This window comes from Methylorubrum rhodinum, from assembly GCF_014199935.1.
Lineage (GTDB): Bacteria > Pseudomonadota > Alphaproteobacteria > Rhizobiales > Beijerinckiaceae > Methylobacterium > Methylobacterium rhodinum.
In genome coordinates this window covers 46488-72093 of record NZ_JACHOP010000018.1, presented here as the reverse complement: position 1 = coordinate 72093, position 25606 = coordinate 46488, and the positions used below count along the sequence as shown (strand labels likewise).

Annotated in this window: 20 protein-coding genes; 6 read left to right on the top strand and 14 right to left on the bottom strand. The window is 71.7% G+C overall.

Translation table 11 applies throughout. The features are described from left to right. Window positions 1-136: 136 nt before the first annotated feature. The 8 genes from HNR00_RS18120 to HNR00_RS18085 all read right to left on the bottom strand — a co-directional run bounded on the left by HNR00_RS18120 (window position 137) and on the right by HNR00_RS18085 (window position 9179). Window positions 137-886 carry a PIG-L deacetylase family protein gene (locus tag HNR00_RS18120; RefSeq protein ID WP_183571801.1) on the bottom strand — a complete coding sequence of 250 codons (750 nt, stop codon included), beginning with the start codon at window positions 884-886 and terminating at the stop codon, window positions 137-139. Then, window positions 883-2121 carry a glycosyltransferase family 4 protein gene (locus HNR00_RS18115; protein ID WP_183571770.1) on the bottom strand — a complete coding sequence of 413 codons (1239 nt, stop codon included), beginning with the start codon at window positions 2119-2121 and terminating at the stop codon, window positions 883-885. The genes HNR00_RS18120 and HNR00_RS18115 overlap by 4 nt, the downstream gene beginning before the upstream one ends. Then, window positions 2118-3011 carry a sugar phosphate isomerase/epimerase family protein gene (locus HNR00_RS18110; RefSeq protein WP_183571769.1) on the bottom strand — a complete coding sequence of 298 codons (894 nt, stop codon included), beginning with the start codon at window positions 3009-3011 and terminating at the stop codon, window positions 2118-2120. The genes HNR00_RS18115 and HNR00_RS18110 overlap by 4 nt, the downstream gene beginning before the upstream one ends. Further along, a complete protein-coding gene (locus tag HNR00_RS18105; RefSeq protein WP_183571768.1) occupies window positions 3008-4633 on the bottom strand; it encodes a YcaO-like family protein in 1626 nt (541 codons plus the stop codon). The genes HNR00_RS18110 and HNR00_RS18105 overlap by 4 nt, the downstream gene beginning before the upstream one ends. A gap of 189 nt (window positions 4634-4822) precedes the next feature. Then, window positions 4823-5848 carry a Gfo/Idh/MocA family protein gene (locus HNR00_RS18100; RefSeq protein WP_183571767.1) on the bottom strand — a complete coding sequence of 342 codons (1026 nt, stop codon included), beginning with the start codon at window positions 5846-5848 and terminating at the stop codon, window positions 4823-4825. Further along, a complete protein-coding gene (locus tag HNR00_RS18095) occupies window positions 5848-7029 on the bottom strand; it encodes a class I SAM-dependent methyltransferase (RefSeq protein WP_183571766.1) in 1182 nt (393 codons plus the stop codon). Before HNR00_RS18095 ends, HNR00_RS18100 begins: the two co-directional genes overlap by 1 nt. Before the next feature lie 25 nt (window positions 7030-7054). Continuing rightward, on the bottom strand, window positions 7055-7975 hold the full coding sequence (locus HNR00_RS18090) for an HD domain-containing protein (protein ID WP_183571765.1): 921 nt from the start codon (window positions 7973-7975) through the stop codon (window positions 7055-7057). 13 nt (window positions 7976-7988) lie between these two features. Next, window positions 7989-9179 carry an inositol-3-phosphate synthase gene (locus HNR00_RS18085; protein WP_183571764.1) on the bottom strand — a complete coding sequence of 397 codons (1191 nt, stop codon included), beginning with the start codon at window positions 9177-9179 and terminating at the stop codon, window positions 7989-7991. A gap of 311 nt (window positions 9180-9490) precedes the next feature. On the opposite strand from HNR00_RS18085, the gene HNR00_RS18080 reads away from it, so the two are divergent. Then, a complete protein-coding gene (locus tag HNR00_RS18080; protein ID WP_183571763.1) occupies window positions 9491-10618 on the top strand; it encodes a transglycosylase SLT domain-containing protein in 1128 nt (375 codons plus the stop codon). A gap of 53 nt (window positions 10619-10671) precedes the next feature. On the opposite strand, the gene HNR00_RS18075 is transcribed toward HNR00_RS18080, so the two are convergent. Beyond that, window positions 10672-13077 (bottom strand): putative bifunctional diguanylate cyclase/phosphodiesterase, encoded by a 2406-nt coding sequence (locus HNR00_RS18075; protein ID WP_183571762.1) that lies wholly within the window; start codon window positions 13075-13077, stop codon window positions 10672-10674. Next, entirely contained in the window at window positions 13067-14470 is a 1404-nt protein-coding gene (locus HNR00_RS18070; protein WP_183571761.1) for a cytochrome P450, read from the bottom strand. Before HNR00_RS18070 ends, HNR00_RS18075 begins: the two co-directional genes overlap by 11 nt. Before the next feature lie 115 nt (window positions 14471-14585). Here HNR00_RS18070 and HNR00_RS18065 point away from each other — a divergent pair, with 115 nt between their 5' ends. Next, window positions 14586-14723 carry a hypothetical protein gene (locus tag HNR00_RS18065; protein ID WP_183571760.1) on the top strand — a complete coding sequence of 46 codons (138 nt, stop codon included), beginning with the start codon at window positions 14586-14588 and terminating at the stop codon, window positions 14721-14723. Between the two features lie 32 nt (window positions 14724-14755). On the opposite strand, the gene tsaA is transcribed toward HNR00_RS18065, so the two are convergent. Further along, window positions 14756-15256, bottom strand: a complete 501-nt coding sequence (gene tsaA, locus HNR00_RS18060; RefSeq protein WP_183571759.1) for a tRNA (N6-threonylcarbamoyladenosine(37)-N6)-methyltransferase TrmO — start codon at window positions 15254-15256, stop codon at window positions 14756-14758. Between the two features lie 88 nt (window positions 15257-15344). Between tsaA and HNR00_RS18055 the strand changes: the two genes are divergently transcribed. Further along, the gene (locus HNR00_RS18055; RefSeq protein ID WP_183571758.1) at window positions 15345-16832 is read left to right on the top strand and encodes an AMP nucleosidase; all 1488 of its coding nucleotides are present in this window, start codon (window positions 15345-15347) and stop codon (window positions 16830-16832) included. A gap of 97 nt (window positions 16833-16929) precedes the next feature. Here the strand turns inward: HNR00_RS18055 and HNR00_RS18050 are convergent, their stop codons facing one another. From HNR00_RS18050 to HNR00_RS18040, 3 genes are all read right to left on the bottom strand, one after another. After that, window positions 16930-18627, bottom strand: a complete 1698-nt coding sequence (locus tag HNR00_RS18050; RefSeq protein WP_183571757.1) for a methyl-accepting chemotaxis protein — start codon at window positions 18625-18627, stop codon at window positions 16930-16932. 174 nt (window positions 18628-18801) lie between these two features. Next, entirely contained in the window at window positions 18802-21270 is a 2469-nt protein-coding gene (locus HNR00_RS18045; RefSeq protein WP_183571756.1) for a PBP1A family penicillin-binding protein, read from the bottom strand. Between the two features lie 561 nt (window positions 21271-21831). Continuing rightward, on the bottom strand, window positions 21832-22725 hold the full coding sequence (locus tag HNR00_RS18040) for a histone deacetylase family protein (protein WP_183571755.1): 894 nt from the start codon (window positions 22723-22725) through the stop codon (window positions 21832-21834). 117 nt (window positions 22726-22842) lie between these two features. Between HNR00_RS18040 and HNR00_RS18035 the strand changes: the two genes are divergently transcribed. From HNR00_RS18035 to HNR00_RS18025, 3 genes are all read left to right on the top strand, one after another. Next, on the top strand, window positions 22843-24009 hold the full coding sequence (locus HNR00_RS18035; protein ID WP_183571754.1) for a ceramide glucosyltransferase: 1167 nt from the start codon (window positions 22843-22845) through the stop codon (window positions 24007-24009). A 109-nt stretch (window positions 24010-24118) separates the two neighbouring features. Beyond that, complete coding sequence (locus tag HNR00_RS18030; RefSeq protein WP_183571753.1) at window positions 24119-25129, top strand: NAD(P)H-dependent glycerol-3-phosphate dehydrogenase; 1011 nt, start codon at window positions 24119-24121, stop codon at window positions 25127-25129. Further along, the gene (locus tag HNR00_RS18025) at window positions 25126-25581 is read left to right on the top strand and encodes an opioid growth factor receptor-related protein (RefSeq protein ID WP_183571752.1); all 456 of its coding nucleotides are present in this window, start codon (window positions 25126-25128) and stop codon (window positions 25579-25581) included. The genes HNR00_RS18030 and HNR00_RS18025 overlap by 4 nt, the downstream gene beginning before the upstream one ends. The last annotated feature ends 25 nt before the right edge of the window (window positions 25582-25606 follow it).

Here is a 25606-nt window from a genome sequence, read left to right as displayed (position 1 = left end):
CACGCCTCGTTCTGAACCACCCCCACCTCCTACCTCCTCCCCGCAAGAGGGAGGAGAACGCCCCGTTCTGCTCACGAGGCGATCCACGGACACAGGTGCTGGGTGCAGAAGCCAACCTCACACACGGCGAACCGGATCAATCCAAAATCCCGTCGGGCAATTTCCCCTGAACCCGAAACCGCTCGATCCCGTCTTCCGCAGCCAGACGCTCCCGCAAGCCCTCCGCCCCACCGAACTGGAAACCGATCTGCGAAGCGTAGGCCGCACAGGCCTCGGCCTTGCGCCGCTCGGCCTCGGCACCGAAGCGGACCATCCACTCGGGATAGGGCTCGAACAGATGCCGCAGCGGCTGCTTCGGCGCGGCGTCGCGCACCGTGTAGGGAAAATCGCGCCACCACAGCACCGGGAGCGGCGGCTGGGCGGCGCGGAAGGCACGCACGACCTGGACGTGATCGACATGGCCGCCGACCGCCTGGGGGGCGAGGATCAGGTCCGGCTGCGTGTCGGCCACCAGACGCTCGAAGGCGTCGGCGAGATTGAGGCCGACGCTGTCGTCGGGGCGCAACTCCGAAAACAGCTCGGGCGCCGAAGCGTAGCCGCGGTGCGGCGCCTCGCGGAACGGAAGGTGGACTGGCGCCTCGATGCCGAGCGCCTCCGTTGCGAAACAATCCTCGGAACGGCGCAGGGCCATGTAGTCGACGTGCGGCCCGAGCCCCTTGTCGAGCTGGCAGGCCAGCGCGAAGCCCTGCGGGTTCGCCACCGAGGCGGTGAACACCGTCGCCATCACGACCTGCCAGCCTTGCGCGCCCAACCGCGCCAGCGTCCCGCCGGCCGAAAAGGCAGCGTCGTCGAGATGGGGCGAGATGGCGAGCGCGACCGGCATCAGAGCAGGTGCGGCTCGGCGCGGAAGCGGCAGGACGGATCGTAGGGCAACGCGTCCGCGAAGTCGGTGTGCGGCGCCTGCCCGGCGACCTCGGCATAGACATCCATGATCTGGCGCCCGACCGCCGTCCATGAATAGACCCGGCGGCACTCCTCCAGCCCGTCGCGGGCGAGGCGGCCCCGCAGGTCGTCGTCCTCCACCACGCGGCCGAGGGCTTTCGCCAGGGCCGGCACGTCGCCGGGGTTCACGAGCAGGCCGTTCTCGCCGTCGCGCAGGCAGTCCGAGACGCCGACCGAGTGGGTTGAGACCACCGCCAGCCCCGAAGCCATCGCCTCCAGGATCGTGTTCGAAAAGCCCTCGGCGTAGGTCGGGGAGACGAACACGTCGGCCTGCCGGTAGAGGTCCGGCACGGTGTCGTAATCGGCGTAGCCCGTGAAGCGCACCTGATGCGCGGTGAAGCCGATGGCCTCCGCGCGTTCGCGGGCGGCGTCCACGTCCGGGCCGATGCCGGAGATGGTCGCGTCGAAGGGCTGGCCGGCCTCCCACAGGCGCTCCAGGGCGTCGAGGAAGTCGAGCACGCCTTTCCGGCGATCGACCCGGCCGTGATAGAGGAAGCGCACCGGCTCCTCGTCCTCGCGCTCGGCCTCGAACCGCGCGCCCGGCGTGAAGCGGGCGGTGTCGACGGCGCCGGGCACGATGGTGAAGCGGGCCGGGTCCGACCCCAGCCGGTCGCAGACCTCCCCGACGAAGGACGGGCCGCCGATCAGCAGGGCGTTGGCGTGGGCCAGCACCTCGACCATCGCGACCCGGTGGGTCTCGCAGCAGGAGCCGACCCAGTGGCCGTCGCCGCCCTGGATCGACACCACCGTCGGCAGGCCGAGGCGCTTGCCGGCGACCAGCACCGCCCAGCCGGTCGGGTAGCCGTACTGCGCGTGCAGCACGTCGAACGGCTTCTTGGCGTGCTCGGCTTCGATGGTCGCGATCATCTCGTCGATGTCGCGCTCGAAATCGCCGTTTTCCTGCTCGCCGCGCTGCTCCAGGCCGATGACGCGGACGCCCGGCACCAATGGGGGTGGACCGCCGCCATAGACGCGCGTGCCGAATTCATCGCCGCGGTACTGCGAGATCATCGTCACGTCGTGCCCGGCCCCCGCGACCTCGCGCAGAAGATTCTGGGCGTATACGCTCATGCCGGAGATCGCCGGGAAGTAGCGGCGGCTGACGAAGCAGATTCTCATGCGTTGGGCAGTCCCGGAACGGGGGTCTCGCGGGGCGTCGCGTCCGGCCGAGGCAGGCCGGGGCCGGGGCGGCGGCAGGTGCGGAGATACTCGAGGGCCTGACCCACCATCACGTCGGCCCGGTGCGAATCGCGCGACAGCTCCACACAGACGAGCTTTTGGAAGCCGATCGCGTCGAGGGCGTCGAGCACGGACGCCACGTCCATGTCGCCCTCGCCGAAGGGCAGGTGGATGTGCTCGCCCCGCTTCATGTCCTCGATCGCCACCGTGCCGATCCGGGGGGCGAATTCCTTCACCGCGGCGGCCGGGTCGCGCTCCTGCGTGACGAGGCAATGGCCGGTGTCGAGGGCGAGATGCAGGCCGGGGATGTCGAGGCCGGCGAAATCGTCCAGCGTCTCGATCAGCATGCCGGGCTCGGGCTCCAGCGCGGCGACGACGCCCTTCTCCGCGGCGAAGTCGGCGACCTCCCGCAAGCCCTCGATCAGCCAGCCGCGCGCCTCGCCGTGATCGACGCCGGGCTTCGGCACGCCGGCCCAGAACGAGACCGCCTCGGCGTTCAGGATCTTGCCGATCTCGATCGCCCGTTTGAGGAAGCCGATCCGCCGGGCGCGGCCCGTCGCGTCCGCCGTCACCAGCGTCGGCTCGTGCTTGGCGGTGGGGTCGAGCAGGAAACGGGCGCCGGTCTCGATCACCGAGCCGAGTTCGAGCCGGGCCAGGATACTGGCGACGCGGTCGGCCTCGACCACCCAGTTGTCGGCGAAGGGGTCGAGATGGTGGATGTCGAGCGTCAGCGCGACGCCGTCGTAGCCGGCGTCCCCGATGAGGCGGATCGCGTCCTCGATGCGGTGGTTGGCGGTGCCGTTGGTGTTGTAGGCGAAGCGAAGGGTCATGACGGCCTCCGGTCGGCCCGGCGGCCCTGTCGCTCGTAGCGGAACGGGGCGTGGTGCGATTCCGGCTCGCGGTAGAGCGGGTAATGCGAGCCGACGATTTTTTCCGCCAGCGCCGTGTCGAAGAGCGGCTGGCCGCCGAAGCGATCCAACGCCTCGGGCGTGAGGCGGACTGGCAGCAGCGTGTCGGTCGGCTGGCCGAAGCGGATCAGCGGATGATCGCGCTCGATGAGCTTCTTCGTGTTGCGCTCGCCGATCCGGTAGTAGCTCATGGTCTCGACCTCGAGCTCCGGCACGATCGCCTTGACGACGCCGATGCCGCCGCCGGGCGGCGAGCAATCGACGTAGAGCACGTCGAAGCCGGCCTGCTCCAGCCGCTCGCGGGCGATCCGTCCACGGGCATGCCCGTCCGCAGCCGGCGTCGTCGGTAGTTCCATGAACGGCTTGGTGCTGCGCTCGGCGTAGACCGTCTCGCTCAACACGCCACGGAGTTGCGCGGGCGTCATGTCGATCCAGGCGAGCATGGCCTGGAGCGCGCGGCTCTCCTCCAGATCGAGGCTCGGCAGCGCCTTCCGGATGAAAGCCTCGACGTAGCCGGGGGGCGCCACGGTGTCGGCGAGCGCCAGCGGCCCGTGCCCGAAGGTTTTTCGGACGCGCGCGGCCTGGAATTCGAGGAGCGCTTTGCGCAGAGCGCGCTCGCGGTCGGGGTCGCAGGCCTCGCCGCAGGCCGAGAGCGCGATGGGGGCGGGCGTGCGGGCCGGGTCCTCGTCGTAGCCGACGACGTAGAGGTTGGTCATACCGAATTCGTCGGTGGCGAATTTCGGCAGCGCGCGGATTCCGAGCCCTTCAAGCCGGTCGAGCATGGCGCGGGTCTCGGGGCCGATCCCGTCGAGATCGAGCATCACGCCCTGATCGAGCGCGCGGAACAGCAGGCCGTTGCCGTCGCGCTGGAGCATTTCGAGGAGGCCGTGGCCCAGCGCGAACTCCACGTCCGGCCCGGCGCCCAGCCCGTTGGTGATGAGGTTGGTGAAGGGCTGATAGCCCTGGCGCAGCTCGAAATAGTCGGTCGCGGCGACATCGAGCGGCGCCCAGACGGATTCGCCGGTCCGCGCCCGCACGGCGCGGGTCCAGTCGAGGGGGGTGCCGCGGTCGACGGGCGAGCCCGCGGGGAGGCCGAGCGTCAGCGGATCGACCACGGCGTTCGCGCCGTAGACGCGCACGAGGTCGTGGTAGGAGCGCTCGTCCTCGTTGTCGCCGCCCCTGGCGCGCAGGCGCGGCAGCAGGGCGACCGAGGGCATCAGGTTCTCGGCGATCTCGGCCACCGCGCCGATCAGCGCCTCGTCGTCGGTGGCACCGTAGCCGATGCCCGACGGCATGGCACCGACATAGAACGGATCGTCGAGGAAGAGCGCCACGAACCAGACCGGGATGCCGGTGCGGTCGAGGCCCGCGAGGTTGAAGCCGACGACGCGCCCCTCGGGCAGCACGTCGAGATAGGCGCGCACCGGCTCGGGCAGCCGCTCGGGCAGGCCCTCGATGACCCGCGGGGCGCCGCGGCGATAGGCGCGGGGCGCGGCGAGCGTCGCGTGGCGGGCGCGGTCGTCCCGGTCGAGGGTCTCGGTCATGTCCGTTCCGATTCTAGAACCGTCTCATCCCATCCTCCGCCCTCATCCTGAGGTGCCGAGCGCAAGCTCAGCCTCGAAGGAGGGCTCCAGTATGCGCGCGATACGCTGGAACCCTCCTTCGAGGCTGCTTCGCAGCACCTCAGGATGAGGGGTTGGTGGGATGAGACGGTTTCCTCTCTCTCGTTGCCTTCAGGCCGCGTCGCGGCCCGCGGGCGTGCCGGCCGCCGCGTAGGCGCGGGCGATCAGGCGCATGGTGTGAAGGTCGCGCTCGGCGTCCCAGGCGGCGCGCAGGGCCGGCTCGCGGAGCGCTCGGCCGAAGGCGCGCACCTGTTCGAGGAACGGCGAGGCGTCCGTATCGAAGGGGATCGGCCGGCTTTTGCCGGTCGCGCCGTCGGTGAAGGTCACGGAGCCGCCCGCGGTCTGGCCCATCGTGTCGATGGCGGTCAGCAGGCCGCCTGTGCCGACCACTTCGAGGCGGCGGCGCGGCAGGGCGTCGGGGCAGTTATAGGCGACGTTGAGCTGGGCCAGCGCCCCGCCCTCGGTGCGGCCGATCAGCAGGGCGCCGTCATCGACGGCGTAGTCCTGGGCGCGGGCCTGGGTCATCGCGGCGATCTGGACGAGGGGCTCGCCGAGGAGGAAATCCACGAGGTCGAGGCCGTGGGGCGCCAGATCCATCAGGGCGCCGCCTCCGGCCTGAGCCGGGTCGATGCGCCAGTTCGGCTGCCCCTGAAACGAGGTCCAGGCCCGGTCGAGCCAGCAGGCGTAGACGATGCGGATCGCCGTGACGGTGCCAATGCGGCCGTCGCGGATCGCCGCGCGCAAAGCCGCGTGGCCGGGGTGATGGCGCTGGTCGAAGGCGGTGCCGTAGAAGGCGCCGGACTTGCGCACGGCGGCCGCCATGGCCTCTGCGTCAGAGAGCGTCGCCGCCATCGGCTTCTCGCACAGCACCGCCTTTCCGGCGGCGCAGAGCGCTTCGACGGCGCCGCGGTGAAGATGGTTCGGGGTCGCGACGTAGACCGCTTCGACCTCCGGCTCGGCGATCAGGCCGGCGAGATCGGCATGCGCGCGGGCGCCTTCCCTCTCAGCGGCAGCGCGCGAGGCCTCGCCCGGATCGGCGACCGCGACGAGGCGGTGTCCGGCGGCGCGGATGCCCGGCGCCATGTAGTCGCGGGCGACCCAGCCGTAGCCGACGATGCCCCACCCGACCGGTCTCATCACCAGCGCTCCGGCAGATCGACATATTCGCGTCGCCGCACCCGCTCGACCTCGGGCGCATCGGGCTTGCCCTCCCAACTGATCGCCTGCGGGCCGTCGGAATGGAGCGGATAGGTGGCTTGGCTCGCGTATTCCGCCTCGTAGCGCTCGGACGGCCAGCGGATGGCGAAGCCGCCGTCTTCGGCCGCGTAGAGCGGGTTGAGATGAAGCTGCGCGTCCGGCGGCGGCAGGGTGATGCCGTCGATCACCGCGCGCGGGGCCGGGCGCATGCCGGGACCGGCCACCACCGAGAAGGCCTCGCAGGTCTTGAGCTGGCCGGGCTCCCGTGGTTGGGGCGCGCGGGCCTCGACGAGCGCCCGGGTCAGCTCGGAATCGTCGTAAACGAGGGCGTCGGGAAACAGCTCCTCGACGTCCGCGGAAGAGATCGCCTTGCCGGCGGAGAAGCCGGGCCGGCCGCTGTTGTGGATGTGGCTGACGGCGAGCCAGCCGTCCTCGCCCGCGGTCTTGCGCAGGCAGGCCAGCACGCCGGGCTTGTCGTCGAGGAAGTAGAAGGCGTCGTTGCAGATGACGAGATCGACCGGCGCCTCGGCGATCGGCCAGTGGGGCGCGGCCGCGTCGAAGCAGACGAGTTGTGCCCCCGCACCGACGACCCAGTGGCGGGCGACCCAGAGCTTGGCGAACACCACGTCGCCGCCCGCGACCTTGACGCCGCGGCGCTGCAATTCGCGCAGGTAATGGCCGATGCCGCAGGCAAGCTCGAAGGCGCAGGCCGGCGCGTTCCAGTGGGCTTCCAAGAGGCTGAGGCCCGCCAGATAGGTCGGGTCGCTCCAGCGGTTGACGAAATAGTCGCCGACGCGGCCCCAGCCGAGGAGATCGACCGCCCCGCGCAGACTCGTGGTCTCGCGCTCGGCGATGAGACGGCGCAGGGAATCCGGGTCTGCGGGCGGGCCGGTCCACCAATCGTCCTGATCGGCGAGCAGCAGGATCAGAGCCTCGTCCGCGCGGTCGGCGTCGAGGGCTTCCAGCACGACCTCGACCAGCCGCGCGCGGCCGGTGCGCAGATAGGGAATGCCATCGATCACCGGCCAACGGGCGCCGGTCTCGACGTCGCGCAGGGCATGCGCGCCGTCGGCTTTGAGCCGGTGGCCGGTCTCGGGCGAGAGCAGGTCGAACGGGATCATCGGGGGAGCCGAAGGGCGCGCTGGGTCACGGAATCCGCATATCGGTCAGCACGCGATCCTGGAAAGCCTTCACCGGCCCGGCATGGACCAGTTCCATCTCGCCGAGCACCGTGTCCATGGTGAGCGAGGCCGCCCGCAGGTGCTGGGCGATCTGCAGGACGCGGTCGATGGAGTCGGCGGCGTGGAAGGCGCGGCCCTCCGCGGTCGCGTCGTCGGGCAGCACCGCGCGGGCGGAGCGCACGGTCTCGCGCAAGGGCTGGTCCAGTTCGTCCAGCGCCCATTGCGAGCAGCGCGCGACGATCGGCCAGAGATGGTCGCCGAGCAGCATCTCGCCGGTGAAGCCGGCATCCGGCATCGCGGCGTTGTGAAAGTGATGCGCGAGTCCGGCCAAGAAAACCGTCGTCGGGTCGGCCCGGTAGAACGGGCTCAGGAGCACGCCGTAGACCGCCACGACGAGGCAGTGCTCGGCATGGTTTTCCGGCGGCTCCAGCAGGATGCGCGGCTTGCCCGGACAGGTGACGCCCGCCCGCGGCTGCCGCGCCAGCGCTCCGACGAAGCCGGGCACCGGGCCGGCCTGTAGCTCCGCGGGATGGCGCAGGTCCTCCCGCAGCCGCTCGCGGAGCGCCGGATCGACCGCCCCGGCGACCGCATCGAGCCCTGCCACGAGGATGTTAGAGGCTTGGGCGTCGTCGAGCCCGGCAGCGGCGAGGAACGCCGCGTCGAGGTCGCAGAGCCGCGCGGCGGCGAGCGCCTTCGCGGTGATGTCGAGGGCGACCGTCTCGGGCGGCGTGCCGCCGGTCAGCGCCGACCAGCCCTGCGCGAACAGCCGCTCGGCGATCGACCCGTCGCGGCCCGCGGAGCGGACGCGCTTCAGGTCGCCGAGTTCGACCAGAAGCTCCCGCAGCGCCAGCGGCGCCGCGGGACCGGTCTCCGAAAAGCCCGCCATCGGTGGGATGTCCTCAGTGCACGCCCAGCCAGTCGAACAGCATGCGCTGCTGCTTGCCGAAATCGTGCTCCGGGCCGTGGCCGTTCTTGACCATCGGCGCCTTGAAGAAGGTCGAGAGCTGCTCCTGCACGCCGCCGTCGCCGCGGGTCTTGGCCAGATCCAGCACGCGGGCGATCTCGATGACGAGCGGGGCGGCCAGGATCGAGTCCTTACAGAGGAAGTTGACCTTGATCTGCATCCGCTGGCCCATGAAGCCGGTGACGTCGATGTTGTCCCAAGCTTCCTTGTCGTCGCCGCGCGGGCGGTAATAGTGGATGTGCACGAGGTGATCCTCGACCGGATAGCCGAGGATCGAGTCGAGCACCGTGCCCTTGGTGTTGAGCTTCGACTGGAGCGAGTCCTTGTCGTTGAGGGCGAGGCCGTCGCGGTTGCCGAGGATGTTGGTCGAGAACCAGCCGTCGACGTGGAGCGAGCGGGCCTTGAGCGCCGGGGCCAGCACCGTCTTCATCATGGTCTGGCCGGTCTTGCCGTCCTTGCCGGCGACCGGGACGTTCAGCTCGCGGGCGAGTTCCATGAGCGCCGGCACGTCGGCGGCGACCGAGGGGGTGAAGTTGGCATACGGCACGCCGCTCTTGATCGCCGCGTAGGCGTAGAGCATCGCGGGCGAGATCGACTCGTCGCTCGAATCCAGGCCCTTCTCGAAGGCGTCGGCCGAGTTGAGCGTCGCCGCGGAGAGGTCGGGCCAGCGCTCGGTCGAGGCGAGGTTCACGACCACGACGTCGTCGAGGTTGCTCTCCTTGCGGAAGCGGTTGAGGTCGTTGGCGATGACCGAGACGGCCTCGCGGTGATCCCTGGCGACGATGCGGTTGGCGCCGTCGATGTTCTTGCAGAACTTGGCCGAGCCGACGGCCGGCCAGGGGGTGATGCCCTTGAGCGCCTGGGCGCCGTTGTCGATGTCCTGAGCCGTCAGAACGCCGTGGCCGGTGGCGGCGGAGGCGAGGTCGTCGCCGTTCAGGTCCCAGCCGCCGAACACCAGATCCTTGTAATCGGCCATGCCCGGAACGGGCACGCCCGCGAGCGGCAGGCCGTCCAGACGGTTCGAGCCCGACTTGATGGTCTCGATGCCGGCGATGGCGGTCGTGGCGACCGCACCGCCCATGCCGACGAACGCCACTCCGACGCGCCGACCGGTCTGAATGCCCATGAACCCGACTTTCTGCTGTGGTGGCGCAGGCACCTTAGGATGAGCCCTAACTGGTCGCCGCGCGGCCCATGACAACTGTGGCCCAGCTGGTGCGTTCCGAGGACAAGGCTGCCTCGTTTGACGCAGGGCGATCGCGCGGGCCACGACGCGAAATCGTTAAAATATCGTAAATACAGTGGCTTAACGCTCCATTAACGCGACCACGTTTGTATCACGGGGTGGTCCCATTGTGGTCACACCCGGCGGCGAAACACCCGCCGGTCAAAAGAAGCCCGGCCGAAAAGAACGCCGAGGCAAAACAAGGAAGACCGATGGGGGTTTACCCGGAGCCGGCGCTCTGCGCCGACGACGTGAGCCGACTCGTGCCTTGCGGGTCGCTCGCCAGCGCGAACGCGGTCCCGCACCGCGCCACCTCTCGGGCGGGTTCCGCCGCCCGCCTCGCCTCTTGCGGCGTTGCCGCCGCGATGCTCGCGGGCCTCCTCCTGCTCTCCGCGCCGCGCGCCGCGGACGCCTACGAGAACGCGGTCGTCCAAGCGATCCCGGCCCTGGTGCGGACCGATCTGCGCCCGGCCGCCGCCGAGCCCGAATGGGGCGGCTCCGCCCTGCTGGGCCAGGACGACACCGTGTCCGTCCCGGTCGCCCGCGCCCAAGGCGCCATGACCGGTACCCGCGAGGGCGACGAGGACGTGCTGCGCTTCGGCGACATGAGCGTGCCGCGCGACCTCGTTTCGACCATCCTGCGCGCCTCCGAGGCGACCGGCGTCGATCCCGTCTACATGATGGCGCTCGCCGACAAGGAATCCAGCTTCGACACCGACGTGAAGTCCTCCGCCTCCTCGGCGCAGGGTCTGTTCCAGTTCGTCACCGGGACGTGGCTGGAGATGATCCGCACCTACGGCGCCCGCCACGGGCTCGCGGCGGAAGCCGCCGCCGTGAAGGGTCGCGGCGGCGCCATCACGATTGCCGACGCCGCGATGCGCAAGCGCGTGCTCGACCTGCGCAACGATCCCTACGTCTCCGGCCTGATGGCGGGCGAGTTGATCAAGCGCGACCGCGCCCGCATCGAGGCCCGGATCGGCCGGGCGCTCAAGACCACCGAACTCTACCTCGCCCACTTCCTCGGCACCGCGAGCGCCGGAAAATTCCTCTCGCTCAGCGCCGAGGATCCGGACAAGGTCGCCCAGACGGTGTTCGGCCGCGCCGCGCGGGCCAACCGCTCGATCTTCACCGCCAAGGACGGGGCCAAGCGCCGCAGCCTCACGGTCGCCGAGGTGCACGAGCGCCTCGACGGCATGATCGACCAGCGCATGAGCCAATACCAGGCCATCGCCGAACTCGCCGGCCAACTGCCGGAGGTGGCCGACGCCCCGATCCTCGACGCCCGCCTGCGCCTCGACGGAGCCGTGGCCCCGGTGCTGGGGGCGCACGCGATCCGGTAGGGCGACGTCCGGCCGATCGTCTCGCGGCGGACCTTTCCCGAGTCCTTTGCCGATCAGGCCGCGCTCGCCCGCACGCCGGTGTGGCGAACGCGATGCGGGATGCTCTCGATGAGGTCCGGGATGTCCCGCGCGGGCCGGGCCGGGCTGTAGAGGAAGCCCTGCGCGCTGTTGCAGCGCTTGAGCCGCAGCAACTCGGCCTGCTGCACGGTCTCGACGCCCTCCACCGTCACGTCGATAGCGAGGTCGCGGGCGATCACCATGATCGCCTCGATCACCGTGAGGCATTCGCGGCGGTGGATCAGGTCGCGCACGAAGGCGCGGTCGATCTTGATCTTGTCGACGGGAAACTGCGTCAGGTAGCTCAGCGACGAGAAGCCGGTGCCGAAATCGTCGAGCGCGATGCGCACGCCCAAGCCCCGCAGTCGATTCAGGTTCTCGATGACGTGGGGCGTGCTGCCGAGGAAGATCGTCTCGGTGATCTCGATCTCCAGAAGGTTCGGCGCCAACCCGGTCGCCCGCAACGCCGCCTCGACCTCGCCGACAAAGCCCGGCAGGCGGAAGTGGATCGAGGAGATATTGACGGCGACCCGCAGGGCCTCGGGCCAGCCCGCGGCCTCGGCGCAGGCCTTGCGCAGCGCCCAGCGGCCGATCTCGATGACGAAGCCCGTGCTCTCGGCGATCGGCACCGTCTCGGCGGGCGAGACCGGGCCCTCGCCGGGGCGGGTCCAGCGCAAGAGCGCCTCGAAGCCGATCACGCGACCGTCGGCGAGGTTCACCAGCGGCTGGTAGTGCAGCGCCATCTCGCCGTTCTCCAGGGCCGGGCGCATCGCCGCGTCGAGTTCGCGGTGGCGTTGCGCCCGGCGCTCCAGGCTGGCGTCGAAGGCGTGCCAGCGCCCCTTGCCGGCATCCTTGGCGGTGTAGAGGGCGAGATCGGCCTTGCGCAGCAGGCACTCGGGATCGGTGGCGTCGCGGGGCGCGTGGGCGAGGCCGACGCTGACGCCGATCTCGGCGCGCACGCCGTCGATCGCGTAGGGCTCGCCGAGAACGGTGACGCAGGATTGCGCCACGGCTTCCGCCGCCGCGACGGAGCCGCGATGCAGGATCGCGAACTCGTCGCCGCCCAGGCGAAAGCCGTGGGCCGAAGGCTCGGCGGCCGTGACGGCGCGGATGCGGTCGGCGACCTGCCGCAGCAGCGCGTCGCCCGCGCCGTGTCCGGCGCTGTCGTTGACGAGCTTGAAGCCGTCGAGGTCGAGGTAGAGCAGGCTCGCCGTCTCCCCGCCGGGCGTGCCCGCCTCGCGGCAGGCGGCCTGGGCGATCTCGTGGAAGATCGCCCGGTTCGACAGGCCGGTCAGGGCGTCGCGGGTGGCCAGATAGGCGATGCGCTCCTCGGCGGCGCGGCTCGCGGTCACGTCGGAGCCGACCCCGCGGAAGCCCGCGAACCCGCCGCGCCGATCCTGGAACGGCTTGCCGCTGAGCCGCAGCCAGCGGACCCCCTCGGATCCCGCGAAGGCGGCGAGCCGCTCGCGGAACGGCTCGCGGGCGGCGAGGCAGGCCAGGATCTCGGCGACTCCATCCCCTTCCTGTCCGTCCGCCTGCGCGCCGCCGCCGAGGAGCGTGGCGAGCGAGGTCGCGTGCAGGTCGTCCTCCGTGCGGCCGAGCGCCTGCGCCATCCGGGCCGAGACGTGCTGGAACTGGCCCAACTCGTCGGTCTCCCACAGCCAGTCGCTGGTGTTGGCCTCGAACTCGTTGAGCAGGAGGCCGATGGTCTGGCCCTGGTCCTCGACGCGCACGCGGTCGTGGATGCGCTCCCGCGACAGCCGGCTCATCCGCGCGACGCTGGCGAGCACGAACATCGCGTAGACGACGAGCAGCACGCCGATGCTGAGCGCGATCCCCTCGCCCGAGCGGGCGAGCCCGACGAAGCTGCCGAGGATCAGCGGCACCGCGAACAGGAACGAGACCGAGAGCAGCGGCCCGACCACGTAGGCGTCGGAGATCAGCCCGGCGGCGGTGGCGACGATGATCAGGCGCTGGTCGTCGCTGGCGGGAGCGAACAGCATGATCGGCATCGTCGCCCAGGTGAGCCCGAGGGCGAGCGCCAGCCCGGCCGAGATGCGGCAGCCGCGGGCGACGCCGACCTCCGACACCCCGTCCGCGTAGATGCGGCGGTAGAGCCGGTTGGTGTAGAGGGTCAGCCCGATGATCGTCGTCACCACCGCGAACAGCCCGGCGAGATAGACCCGCGAGGCGCTGTCCCAGAACAGCACCGGGATCACGACGGCGACGGCGAAATGCGTGACGGCCGAGATGTTGGCGAGCTTCAGGGTCTCGTCGAGGAGGTCGGTGCGGATCTGATGCCGGTAGCGCTCCGGCGGCGCCTCGGCCACGGCCCAGCCGAGCCGGCGTGCGAGCCAGCCGTCCTTTTCCTCGCCACGCTCCCGCACGGTGTCATCCGGCATGGCGCGCCACCACCCGCATGGGCACGCCGCCCCGCGGCCGCAGGGTGACGCGGAACTGCGCCTCCGGCATCTCGGCCCGCTCCGGCACGAAGCGCAGCGCCGGCAGGAGGGTTGCCAGCACGACGAGGCATTCGGTGATCGCGAGCCCCATGCCGATGCAGACCCGCGGGCCGGCGCCGAACGGCAGGTAGGCGTAGCGGTCGCGGGCCGCGTGGATCGCCGGGGCGAAGCGGTCCGGGTCGAAGGCGTCGGGCCGGTCCCACAGGCCGCGGTTGCGGTGGAGCGCGTAGACCGGCACGTGGACCGATTCGCCCGCCGGAATCCGCGTCTCGCCGAGACGGACCTCCCGGACGGTGCGGCGCACGATCAGGGGCGCGGGCGGGTAGAGGCGCATGGCTTCCATCAGCACCTGGCGCGTGTAGGTCAGGCGCTCGACGCCGTCCGGCTTCTGCCCCAGCGGCGCAGGCAGCCCGGCGATCTCGGCGAGCATCCGCGCCTCGACCTCGGGCCGGTCGGCGATCAGCCGCAGGGTCCAGGCCAGCGCCAGCGCCGTGGTCTCGTGGCCGGCGGCGACGAAGGTGAGGAGGTTGTCGACCAGCGCCTCCTCGGACAGGCCGAGGCCGGTCTCGGGATCGCGCGCCTCCAGCAGCAGCCCGAGCAGATCGCGGCCCGGCTCGCCGCGGGCGCGGCGCCGGGCGATGGTGCGGGCGGTCTCGTCGCGCAGGTAGCGCGCGGCGGCCGCCCCCCGGCGGGCGCCCGGATGCGGCGTCCAGGCCGGCGCGCCGAGATGGGCGAGCGCGATCTTCCACTGCGTCTGCGACAGGTAGTCGTCGATCGCCCGGCCGAAGGGGGCGACCTGCATCTCGGAATCGCCCGAGATCATGGTGGCGACGATGATCTCGAAGGCCGTTCGCATCAACTCCGGCAGGATGTCGGCGGCGGGAGCGACTTGGGCGGCGGTCGCCTGCCAGCGCGCGCGCCCGGCCTCCGCCGCCGCCGCGATGGCCGGGACGAAGCCGCGGATGCGGTCGGGCCGGAACATCGGCGCCGCGGTCCGGCGCTGCCCGCGCCAGAAGGCGCCGTCCGCCGTGAGGATGCCGCGCCCGAGCGCGGGCGCCAGCGCCCGCAGCATGAAGGTCTCGCGCTCCAGCGCGTCCGCCTGATCGACGAGCAGGCTGCGGATCAGCCCCGGCTCGCAGACATAGGTGGTGCGCTTGCCCAGGAACCGGGTGGCGACGGCGGGCTGCGCGTAGACCTCGTCGGGCCATGCCTCGATCATGCTGCGCAGCATGGTCGCCAGCAGCGGCGGCACCGTCAGGGCTTCGGCGAACGCGTCCCTCAGCGAGGGCGGACGCTGGTCGCACAGCCGGAATGTGGTCGATGCCGATGCCATCGCTCCCTCCGATGGCGATCAGTAGCTGCCCCAAACATAAACAATGCCTTAATCGACGCTGTTCTTGATCGCTAAGGTTGGTGACAGGCTATTGTTTCAGTCGATTAACCATCACATGATGGAGATCGCCGCAGAATTTGCCAAGTCGCACCTGAAACCGATCGACGATGACCATGCCTCATCGCCGATCGCCCGCGCGACTGCGCGGCGGCGGTCGTCCGCCGGACGCATGAATCAGGACCATCTGTCCTGATTCATGCAGCTCGGGATGACTTCATCCTGATGTCAGGCCCTGGTTGCCGTTCCGGCCCGATCGACCCGCGCCTCGGGGCGGCTGTCGGTCGTGGCGTAGTAGGGCTTGATGTCGAGGAGCGGCGTGCCGTCGATGCAGTCGAGCCCGCGCACGCTGAGGCGACCGCCCTCGATGCCGAGCAACTCGACCACCGAGAGCGCGATCGGGTTCGGCCGGGCCGGCGAGCGCAGCGAGAAGGTGCCGCGGCTGCCCTCGGCATGGCGCGGCTGCTGGCGCACGAGGTCGCGGGCGGCCCGGTCCATCCAGTAGAGCACGATCAGGTGGGTCGCCCCGTGCACGTTCTGGAGGCCGGGTCGGTAGGGCGCATCGACCTCGAGCGTGCAGACCGCCTCGGTCTGGCGCCCGTTCTTCGGGCATTCGGCCCGACTGCCCCAGGGCGTGCGCACCCGGCCGATGAAGTAGAGGCCGGCATCGTAGCTTCGGGGGAGTTCGACCGTCTCCTCGCCGGGGCGGCGTTCGGCTCGATCCTGCATCGCGTCTCCTCGCATCCGTCCCGAACCGGCTTGCCCGCCGCCGCGCTCGCGCCGATGTAGAGGCCCACACCGCCGAAGGGGAGAGCGCATGGTCAGCGACGAGTTGCGGCCGATGGAGTCGATCACCGATCCGGAGGGCGCGGTCGCGCGGCTGGAGGCGCTGCATGCGGGCGCGACGCGGGCGCTGCAGACGGCGCTCGCCCGCTACCTCGACACGCGCGAGGCGCCGAGCCCGGCCGAGCGGCTGCAGTTCCGCTATCCCGAACTGCGCCTGACCTACCAGCCGGCGGGGCCGCTGCCGCGGCTGGAGCGGGCGACCGCCAAGTTCCAGGCGCCGGGGATCTATTCGACCACGCTGACCCAGCCGGGCTATTTCCGCCCCTACCTGCTGGAGCAGCTGCGTCCGCTGGTGCGCGATTACGGCGCGGCGATCGAGGTCGGGCTCTCGGCCCAGGAGATTCCCTACCCCTACGTGGTCGAGCCCGGCACCGATCTCGGCGGCAGCGGCGTGAGCGCGAGCGATCTCGCAGCGCTGTTTCCCGTGCCGCTGCTCTCGGTGGTCGGCGACGAGGTGGCCGACGGGCTGTGGCGGGAGGAGCCGGGCGAGCCGCGCCCGCTCGCCCTGTTCGACGGCATCCGCACCGACTACTCGCTGCGCCGTCTCGTCCACTACACGGGCTCGGACTGGAGCGAGATCCAGCCCTGGATCCTGCTCACCAACTACCACCGCTACGTCCACAACTTCGTCCGCCATGCCCTCGACCGGCTGGCGTCCGGCGACGGGGAGCGCCTCGTCCTGCCGGGCGGCGTGGTGGTGCGCCAAGCGGATGCGGCGGGTGCCGATCCGGAGGCGCTGATCGCCGCCTCCCCCTGGCACCGCTTCCAGATGCCGGCCTACCACCTCGTCTCCCGCGGGGCCGACGGGGCACCCCAGGGCACGACGCTGGTCAACATCGGCGTCGGCCCCTCCAACGCCAAGACGATCACCGACCATCTCGCGGTTTTGCGCCCGCATTGCTGGCTGATGGTCGGCCATTGCGGGGGCCTGCGCCAGTCGCAGACCATCGGCGACTACGTGCTGGCGCACGGGTATCTTCGCCGCGACCGCATCCTCGACGACCTCGTGCCGCCGGACATCCCGGTGCCGGCCTTGGCGGAAGTGCAGATCGCCCTGCAATCGGCCGCCGCCGCGGTGACCGGCGAGCGGGCCGACGCGCTCAAGCGGCGGCTGCGCACCGGCACCGTCGTCACCTACGACGACCGCAACTGGGAGCTGCGCTTCAGCCAGGAGCGGCGGCCGATCAACCTGTCGCGGGCGGTGGCCGTCGACATGGAGAGCGGCACCATCGCGGCGCAAGGCTTTCGCCTGCGGGTGCCCTACGGGACCTTGCTCTGCGTCTCCGACAAGCCGCTCCACGGCGAGATCAAGCTGCCGGGCTCGGCCAGCGCCTTCTACGAGCGGGCGGTGGCCGAGCATCTCGAGATCGGGCTGGCGACCCTCGACACCCTGCGCGCCGACCGGGCCGGGCTGCACTCGCGCAAGCTGCGAAGCTTCGACGAGCCGCCATTCCGGTAGGGGCGGCCGTACGGCTTCGGTTTGATCCACTCGGTGCGCCGAGCATCCCCTCTCCCCGCGTGCGGGGAGAGGGGGGAACCGGCGGCCTTCAATGCGATCAGGCCGCCCGTACGGTCGCCAGGAAGCGCCCGACCTCCGCGCGCAGCTGCTCGGACTGCCGCGAGAGTTCGCCGGCCGCGCCCAGCACCTGCGTCGCCGCAGCACCCGTCTCTTCCGCCGCGCCCGCGACGCCGGTGATGTTGCCCGTCACCTCGGAGGCGCCCGCGGAGGCCTGCGCCACGTTGCGGACGATCTCCTGGGTCGCCGCGCCCTGCTCCTCCACCGCCGCGGCGATGGAAGAGGCCACCGCGTCGATGTCGCGGATGCGCGCCGCGATGCCGCCGATGGCCGTGACCGCCTGACCGGTCGCGCCCTGGATGCGGCCGATCTGCTGCGAAATCTCCTCCGTCGCCCGCGCGGTCTGCGTCGCGAGTTCCTTCACTTCCGCGGCCACCACCGCGAAGCCGCGGCCGGCCTCGCCCGCGCGCGCCGCCTCGATGGTGGCGTTGAGGGCCAGAAGATTGGTCTGGCCGGCGATCGAGGAGATCAGGCCGACCACGTCGCCGATGCGCGCCACCGCCCCGTCGAGTTCCTGCACGAGCGCCGAGGTGTTGCCCGATTCCGCGACCGCCGCCTGGGCGAGGTCGGCGGAGCTCGACACCTGCCGGCCGATCTCCGCCACCGAGGCGCCGAGCTCTTCCGCCGCCGCCGCGACGGTGTTGACGTTGGCGGCTGCCTCTTCCGCGGCCGCCGCGACGGTGCCGGCCTGGCTCGCGGTCTCGGTGGCGGTCGCCGTCATGGTCGAGGCGGTGGCCTGGAGTTCGGTGGCCGACGACGACACCATGCCGACGATGCCGCCGACCGCCCGCTCGAAGCGATCGGCGAGTTCGATCATCGTGCGCCTGCGCTCGGCCGCGGCGGCCGCGTCGGCGATGTGGCGCAGCTCGGCCTCCTCGGCGGCCTTGCGGGCGACCATGTCCTTGATGCGCTCGACCGCGCGGCCGACCTGCCCGATCTCGTCGCCGCGGCGCGCCTCCGGGATGCCGGCATCGATCTCGCCCTCGGCCATCCGCCGCAGCACGCCGACGAGGCGCCCGAGCGGGCGGGTGATGCCGATCACCACGATGGTCCCGGCGAGCGCGAGGGCGAGCAGCAGCGCCAGCCCCGAGCCCGCGATCAGGAGCGACGTCGCGCGCGCGGTCTCGTCGAGCGCGGCCCGCTTCTCGGCCTGCATCTCCTCGCTGATCGTCTTGATGCGGGTGTCCACCGTCTCCCGCAGCTTGGCGCGGGCGGGCGAGGCCTCCTCCTGCGCGATCTTCATCGCCGCGGCGGGTTCGTTGCGCAGGCCGAGATCGGTCGAGCGGGCCAGGATGCCGAAGTAGGACTGCGCCGACTGCAGCATCGCCCGGTTGGCCGCCGCGCGCTGCGGCTCGTCGGAGAGCTCGATCAGCCGGTTGATCGATCCGTAGGCCGCCTGGATCGCCGCGTCCTGGCGGGTCTTGTAGGTCCCCATCTTCGAATTGTCGGTCTCGATGATGATGTTACGGTTCTGGATCGTCGCCTCGGTGATGGCGATCTGCGTCTTCAGGATGTTCTCCTGGCGCACCGCCTGGACGTCCGTCAGGTGGCGGGACTGCTCGCCGACGCTGTCGAGGGTCCGGCTCGCATAGGTGACGGAGCCGACCGACGTCGCCACGAGGAGGCCGAGCGGCACGGCGACCTTCAGGAGGATGCGGGTGTTGGCGACAAGCTTCACGGGGTGGGCCTCGAGGATCGCACGATCGTGAGGCGAGAATTGTTGACGTAGGTTAAGTTGAGCTTACGAGCCGCCGTTTTCGACGCGCTCGATTCTTGTGCCGCATCGGCTTTTTCCGAAAGCCGGCTCCCACCTTTCGGGCCGATGCTCGAGGATCGAAACGGCCGGCGCCGTTCAGCGCTCCCGCTGCCACAGGCCCGCCCGCTCGGCGCGGGCCTGATCCTCGGCCTCGACGAGGTCGGGCGGCGCGTCCTCGGTGGCGCGTGCCCCGCCCGCGGTGACGATGAGCGCGGCGAGGTCGTCGCCGTCGAGGCGGCAGCGCATCTCGGTGTCGCCGGAGCAGACCACTTCGCGCCGCCGCAGGTAGCGGGCGAGCTGGCGGGCGAGCGCGCCGCCCTCGCCGATGACGCCGAGCAGCCGCACCGTGCGCCCGCGGATCGTGAGCGTTCCGGTATCGACCACCTCCGGCACGCCGCGCACCTCCGGCCCGGCATTGCTCGGAATCGGCGCGGGGGGCGTCGGCGGCGGCACCGCGGTCGCCGGCACGGTCTCGCCCCGCGCGGCCGAGGGCGCCGGGCGCTTGCGACCCTTCAGGACCTTCTGGGCGCGCTCGACGAAATCGTGGAACACGCGGGCCGGGATGTCGCCGCCGGTGACCTTGTTCATCGGTGCGTTGTCGTCGTTGCCGACCCAGACGCCGACGATCATGTCCGGCGTCAGCCCGACGAACCACGCATCGCGAAAATCCTGGCTGGTGCCGGTCTTGCCGCCGACCGGCACGCCCGAGACCCGCGCGGCCTTGCCGGTGCCGGACTCCACCACCGCCTCGAGCGAGGTCAGGATCATGGTCTGCACCTGCGCGTCCATCGGCGCGCCCGGCTTCGGGGCGCTGCGCTGGTAGAGCGGCTGCGGCGGCCCGCCCTTCACGGCGCGCACGAGATAGGGCTCGACCGGCACGCCCGGCCCCAGCACCCCTGCATAGGCGCGGGCCATGTCGATCAGCGTCACGTCGGCGGAGCCCAGCGCGAGGCTGGGGACGTTGGGCAGATCGGTCTGCACCCCGAGCCGGCGCGCCTCGGCGATCACGGCCGGCATGCCGACCTCGTCGCCGAGCTGCGCCGCGATGGTGTTGACCGAGAGTGCGAAGGCCTGCCGCAGCGGCAGCGCTCCGCGGAAGCGGTTGTTCGCGTTCTGCGGCTCCCACTCGCCGATCTGGGTCGGGCGGTCGACCAGCACGCTGTCGGGGAAATAGCCCTTCTGATAGGCCGCGAGGTAGACGAACAGCTTGAACAGCGAGCCGGCCTGACGCTTGGCCTGGGTCGCGCGGTTGAACTGGCTGTCCTCGTAGTCGCGCCCGCCCACCATCGCGAGCACGGCGCCGTCGGGGGCGAGCGCCACCAGCGCGCCCTGACCGACCTTCTTCTTGGCGCCTTCCGCGTCGAGGCGGCGGGCGAGCACGCCCTCGGCGAGGCTCTGGAGGTCGAGGTTGAGGGTCGAGCGCACGGTGACGTCGCCGGTCTCAGGTGTCAGGCGGCGCACGTCGGCCTGGAGCGCGTCGAGATAGTAGTTGGTGCCCGGCGGCGTCTCGGGGGGCGAGTGGAGCGTGAGCTTTTCTTTCCGCGCCTTGTCGGCCTCGGCCTGGCTGATCGCGCCGGTCTCGACCATGGCCTGGAGCACGAGGTCGGCCCGCTCCTTGGCGCCGCCGAAATTGCGGGTCGGCGCGAGCTGCGAGGGGGCCCGCACGAGGCCCGCCAGCATCGCGGCCTCCGGCAAGGTCAGCCCCTGCGCCCCGTGGCCGAAATAGCGTCGCGCCGCCGCGTCCGCCCCGTAGGCGCCCGCGCCGAAATAGGCGGTGTTGAGATAGCCTACCAGGATCTCGGGCTTCGACATCGTGCTCTCCAGGCGAAGCGCCAGGAACGCCTCCTGGATCTTGCGCCGGAGCGTCTTCTCCTGGCTGAGCGAGGTCAGCCGCGCATATTGCTGCGTGATGGTCGAGCCGCCCTCGCGCACGCCGCCGCCGGTGGCGTTGCGCCACATCGCCCGCAGCAGCCCGCGCAGGTCGATGCCCCAGTGACTGTAGAAGCGCCGATCCTCGATCGCCACGATCGCCTCGGCGAGCCGCGGCGGCAGGGTCTTTTCGGTGAGTTTTTCGCCCTGGAAGGCGCCGCGGGTGGCGAAGGTGCGGCCGTCGTCGGCCTCGACCACCAGCGCCCGCTGCCCGGCCTCTGGCACGACGCCGCCCAGCGGCGGCAGCGTCGCGAAGGCGGCGAGCACGTAGGCCGCCAGCACCGCGATCGGCACCAGCAGGGCGAGGATCGCCACGGCGAGGGCGGGCCGGCGCCGCAGGCAGGCGAGGAAGCCGGGGCGGGCCGGGGCGGGTTCGGGAGCGGCCGCCGGGATCGGCGCGGATGTCGGCCCCGAAACGGGTCCGCGCTCGCGCCGAAGAGCCGGCCCCGCGGCGCTCGCCGTCCGCCGCGCCGCGTCGCGGCTCTGTCGCCACAGGCTGCGCCCGGCGCTTCCGGCCAGCCGGCCGAGCTGGCGCGCGAGCAGGCCCGCGGTGCGCGCCGCCTCGCGGGCGGCATCCTGCGCCTCGCGTCGGTCGCGTCCCGCGCCATCGGGGCTGTCCGGTCCCTGCGCCGTCATCGAGACCCGTTCACGCCCGCCATCTCCGCCCGATCATGCCGAATGGCACCGATCACGCCCGGCTTCGATGCATTTCCGGCATCGAAGCCCGGGTCCGGAACGACCTTAGCGGAGGGAGGCGGGCTCGGGCTACGGGCACGGAGGTCGCCGCCGCGATGGCGCGGGTCGGGTGGCCGGAAGGACACGGCCGAACGAGCGCCCGGAGCGACGTATCCGGCGGAGAGGCGCTTGCCGGGCACCGATCCTCGTCCCGTCTCCGCCGGTCACCCGCTCCCGGCTTCCGGCTGTGGACGACACGGGTTTCGTCCGGCAGCCCCGTGCCGAGCCTCGTCCGTCCTTGCCGGGGCGAGGGCGGATGAACGGGGTCGTGGCGCGCCCCGGCGGCCGGAACCGCGGCGGCAAGCCGCCCGGCCCCGAGATCGGACCCGCGGCCGGGATCGCTGCGCCGCTGCCCTCGCCGGTGCCAGGATCGCTCGAGCGTAGGCGAAACCCGTGTCGCCCGTCGCTGCAGAGCGGGGAGAGGGGACGCGCGGGCACCGAAGCGATCGGACGGCGACGATCTCACACGGCCGCCATGGCCTCGAACACGAACGCATGACGCGCCGCGATGGCATCGACGTCGCTGCCGTAGCCGCCGCCGATCACCGCGCAGAGCGGGATCCTTTCGGCCACCGCGAGCCCGACGACGAAGCGGTCGCGGGCGGCGAGGCCTTCGTCGGTGAGGTTCAGGCGCCCGAGGCGGTCGTCGCGATGCGGATCGACGCCCGCGTTGTAGAAGACGAGGTCCGGCGCAAACCCCTCGATGAGCGGCGGCAGGCGCGCGGCCAGCACCGCGAGATAGTCCGCGTCGCCGAGCCCGTCGGGCAGGCCGATATCGAGATCGCCCGGCACCTTGTCGTGGGGATAGTTGCGCTCGCAATGGACCGAGAGCGTGAACAGGTCGGGCTCGCGGGCGAGGCAGTCGGCGGTGCCGTCGCCCTGGTGCACGTCGAGATCGACCACGAGCGCCCGCCGGATGCGCCCCTCCCGCTTGAGGGCGAGCGAGGCCACCGCCACGTCGTTGAACACGCAGAACCCCGCCCCGCCCGCGCGCCGGGCGTGGTGGCTGCCGCCCGCCGTGCTGCCCGCGAGCCCGTGCTCGAGGGCGAGCCGCGCGGCGCAGAGCGTGCCACCCGACGAGGCGCGCGAGCGGGCCACCACGGACTCCGTCACCGGCAACCCGATGGCCCGCTCGATCGCGGGCGGCACCCGCGCGTCCAGCACGGCCTGGACGTAGGCCGGATCGTGCGCACCGGAGAGCAACGCCGCATCGGCGGGTTCCGGCGTGACGAACCCGTCCGGCACCAACCCGCGCTCCCGCAAAAGCTCGGCGAGCCGGCCGTACTTGCGCATCGGAAAGCGATGGCCCTCCGGCAGCGCGGCCTCGTAGGCCGGATGGAACACGATCGGCGGCAAGGGGCGGTCTTCGGCGGGTTGCAGTGTCACACGCCTGATAAGGCCGCGCTGCTAGGGGCGTGAAGGGGCGCGCCTCGCGCCCGATGCCGCACCTCACGTCGTTCGGAGACGCCCCGCATGGCCGCCTTGCCGGAGAGCGGCACGCTCGCGACCTTCGCCCTCTGGGCGGTCCTCGCGCTCGTGCTCGTCAACCTCGCGAGTCTCGCCGTCGCGATGGTCCGCATCGGGCGGCAGCACCGGTCCTCCGCCTTCCCGGCGAACGCCCCCGTCTCGGTGGTGCGGCCGCTGCGGGGGATCGAGGCCTTCAGCGAGGAGACCCTGCGGGCGAGCTTCCGGCTCGATCATCCGGCCTACGAGCTGATCTTCTGCGTGGCCGATGCCGGCGACCCGATCCTGCCGATGCTGGAGCGGATGCGCGCGGAATATCCGCACATCCCGTCGCGGCTGATCCTCGGCGACGAGCGCATCGGCGGCAACCCGAAGCTCAACAACTGTGTCCGCGGCTGGGACGCGGCCCGGCACGATTGGGTGATCCTGGCCGATTCGAACGTGATGATGCCCCCCGACTACATCGGGCAGATGCAGGCGGCGTGGCGGCCCGACACCGGCCTCGTCTGCTCGACGCCGATCGGCGACCGGCCGGACGGGTTCTTCGCGCTGGTCGAATGCGCCTTCCTCAACACCCTGCAGGCGCGCTGGCAATATGCCGGCGAGGCGCTGGGGCTGGGCTTCGCGCAGGGCAAGAGCATGCTGTGGAACAAGCCGTTCCTCGACGCGCGGGGCGGCATCCGCGCGCTCAACGCCGAGATCGCCGAGGACGCGGCGGCGACCAAGCTCGTGCGCGCCGCCGGATGCCGGGTCCACCTCGTGGCCTCCCCGTTCCGCCAGCCGCTCGGGCGGCGCTCGTTGAGCGAGGTCTGGTCGCGGCAGGTGCGTTGGGCACGGCTGCGGCGCGTCACCTTCCCGCTGTTCTTCGCCCCCGAGATCGGCATCGGCGCGCTGCTGCCGCTGACGCTCGCCGCGCTCGCCATCGCTACGCCTGAGGCGACCGCCCTGCTGATCGGCGCCGGCGCGCTCTGGTACGGCGCCGAGTATGCGCTGGCGGTCCGGGCCGGCTGGCACCGCTCGCCGCGTCTGCTGCTGGCCTTCCTCGTGCGCGACGCCCTGCTGCCCGCGATCTGGGCCAGCGCCTGGGGCCGCACCGCCATCGTCTGGCGCGGCAACCCGATGGACATCCGCCCCCGCGAGGCCGCACCGCTGGAGACCGGGCCGACCGCCGCCTGATCGGCCCACGCGATTGGCGATGGACAAGGCTTGAGCGATGCACATCTAGCTCCGGTACGGGGGCCGTCGCGCTGACGGTCCCCTCCGAAGGATCGCTGCGGAGCGCAGGATGGGGCAGGCATCGGACGGAGCGCGCGGCGTCGCGGTGATCGGCGGCGGGGCCTGGGGCACGGCGCTGGCCAACGCCGCCGCCGCCGCCGGGCACCCGGTCACCCTGTGGCTGCGCGACGCCGAGACCGCGGCGCGGATGCAGGAAAGCCGCGCCAACGCGCGCTACCTGCCGGGCATCGGCCTGCACGAGGGCGTGCGGGCGACCACCGAAACCGGAGCGCTCGCCGGGGCCGCCACCGTGCTCCTCGTCGTTCCGGCCCAGACCCTGCGCGGCGTGCTCGGCACGCTCGCGCCCGTGCTGCGGCCGGATGCCCCCATCGTGCTCTGCGCCAAGGGGATCGAGCGGGGCAGCGACAGCTTCATGAGCGTGGTGGCCGCCGAGGTGATCGGGCCGGAGCGCCCGGTCGCGGTGCTGTCGGGCCCCAGCTTCGCCGTCGATGTCGCCCGGGGATTGCCGACCGCCGTGACGCTCGCCTGCGCCGACGGGCGCGAGGCCGCGCGCCTCTCCGGCCTGCTCTCGGGCCCGGCCTTCCGGCTCTATCACACCGACGACGTACGCGGCGTCGAGATCGGCGGCGCGGGCAAGAACGTGCTCGCCATCGCCTCGGGCATCGTCGCCGGCCGGGGGCTGGGCGAGAGTGCCCGCGCGGCCCTCATCGCCCGCGCCTTCGCCGAACTGATGCGCTTCGCCCGCGCCTACGGGGGACGCGCCGAGACGCTGATGGGCCTGTCGGGCCTGGGCGACCTCGTGCTGACCGCCTCCTCGTCGCAATCGCGCAACTTCGCCTTCGGCGAGCGGCTCGGAAAGGGCGCCACGCCCGAGGACGCCGCGGGCGGCAAGCTCGCCGAGGGCGCCTTCACGGCAGCGGCTCTGGTCGGCCTCGCCCGCGCCCGCGCGGTCGAGATGCCGGTGGCCGAGGCCGTCGCCGCGGTGGTGGCGGGCGAACTCACGGTGGACGCCGCCACGAGCCGCCTGCTGTCGCGCCCGCTGAAGGGAGAGGTCGAGTGAGCGGCCCGGTCCACGCCTTCCTCGCCGGCCACGGCCGCGACGGCGCCGGGCGGCTTCTCGCCGATGTGCTCGCCTTCGACGACGCCCGCATCGAGGGCGTTCACGACTTCATCCAGTGGTGCTTTCCCCTGCGCGAGGCGAGCCGCGCGGTGCCGGGCGCCCCGGTGCTGACGCCGACGGAAGCCGATGCCATCCGCATCGATCCGGCGGCAATCGATGGCTTGCGGGGCGCGACCGCCCGCATGGCCCGCTTCTACGAGGCCACCGACGGCTGGCTGCGTCCTTACGATCACAACCATCTGCGCATCACCCGTATCCTCACGGCGCTCCGCGACCTGATCGGTCAGGATGCCGCGCAGGAGTTTTTCGAGCTGGTGATGAAGCGGGTGCAGGCGGCGGGCTCACCCGTGAACCCGGACAGCCTCACCTACTGGAAGCGGACACTCAGATAGCTAAGGCGCCGCTTCAAGCGCGGCC

Excerpts from the sequence above, each read along its gene's own strand:
- HNR00_RS18115 (WP_183571770.1), bottom strand. The coding sequence starts at position 2,121 with ATGAGAATCTGCTTCGTCAGCCGCCGCTACTTCCCGGCGATCTCCGGC.
- HNR00_RS18110 (WP_183571769.1), bottom strand. The coding sequence starts at position 3,011 with ATGACCCTTCGCTTCGCCTACAACACCAACGGCACCGCCAACCACCGC.
- HNR00_RS18105 (WP_183571768.1), bottom strand. The coding sequence starts at position 4,633 with ATGACCGAGACCCTCGACCGGGACGACCGCGCCCGCCACGCGACGCTC.
- HNR00_RS18100 (WP_183571767.1), bottom strand. The coding sequence starts at position 5,848 with ATGAGACCGGTCGGGTGGGGCATCGTCGGCTACGGCTGGGTCGCCCGC.
- HNR00_RS18095 (WP_183571766.1), bottom strand. The coding sequence starts at position 7,029 with ATGATCCCGTTCGACCTGCTCTCGCCCGAGACCGGCCACCGGCTCAAA.
- HNR00_RS18090 (WP_183571765.1), bottom strand. The coding sequence starts at position 7,975 with ATGGCGGGCTTTTCGGAGACCGGTCCCGCGGCGCCGCTGGCGCTGCGG.
- HNR00_RS18085 (WP_183571764.1), bottom strand. The coding sequence starts at position 9,179 with ATGGGCATTCAGACCGGTCGGCGCGTCGGAGTGGCGTTCGTCGGCATG.
- HNR00_RS18080 (WP_183571763.1), top strand. The coding sequence starts at position 9,491 with ATGGGGGTTTACCCGGAGCCGGCGCTCTGCGCCGACGACGTGAGCCGA.
- HNR00_RS18075 (WP_183571762.1), bottom strand. The coding sequence starts at position 13,077 with ATGCCGGATGACACCGTGCGGGAGCGTGGCGAGGAAAAGGACGGCTGG.
- HNR00_RS18070 (WP_183571761.1), bottom strand. The coding sequence starts at position 14,470 with ATGGCATCGGCATCGACCACATTCCGGCTGTGCGACCAGCGTCCGCCC.
- HNR00_RS18065 (WP_183571760.1), top strand. The coding sequence starts at position 14,586 with ATGATGGAGATCGCCGCAGAATTTGCCAAGTCGCACCTGAAACCGATC.
- tsaA (WP_183571759.1), bottom strand. The coding sequence starts at position 15,256 with ATGCAGGATCGAGCCGAACGCCGCCCCGGCGAGGAGACGGTCGAACTC.
- HNR00_RS18055 (WP_183571758.1), top strand. The coding sequence starts at position 15,345 with ATGGTCAGCGACGAGTTGCGGCCGATGGAGTCGATCACCGATCCGGAG.
- HNR00_RS18045 (WP_183571756.1), bottom strand. The coding sequence starts at position 21,270 with ATGACGGCGCAGGGACCGGACAGCCCCGATGGCGCGGGACGCGACCGA.
- HNR00_RS18035 (WP_183571754.1), top strand. The coding sequence starts at position 22,843 with ATGGCCGCCTTGCCGGAGAGCGGCACGCTCGCGACCTTCGCCCTCTGG.
- HNR00_RS18030 (WP_183571753.1), top strand. The coding sequence starts at position 24,119 with ATGGGGCAGGCATCGGACGGAGCGCGCGGCGTCGCGGTGATCGGCGGC.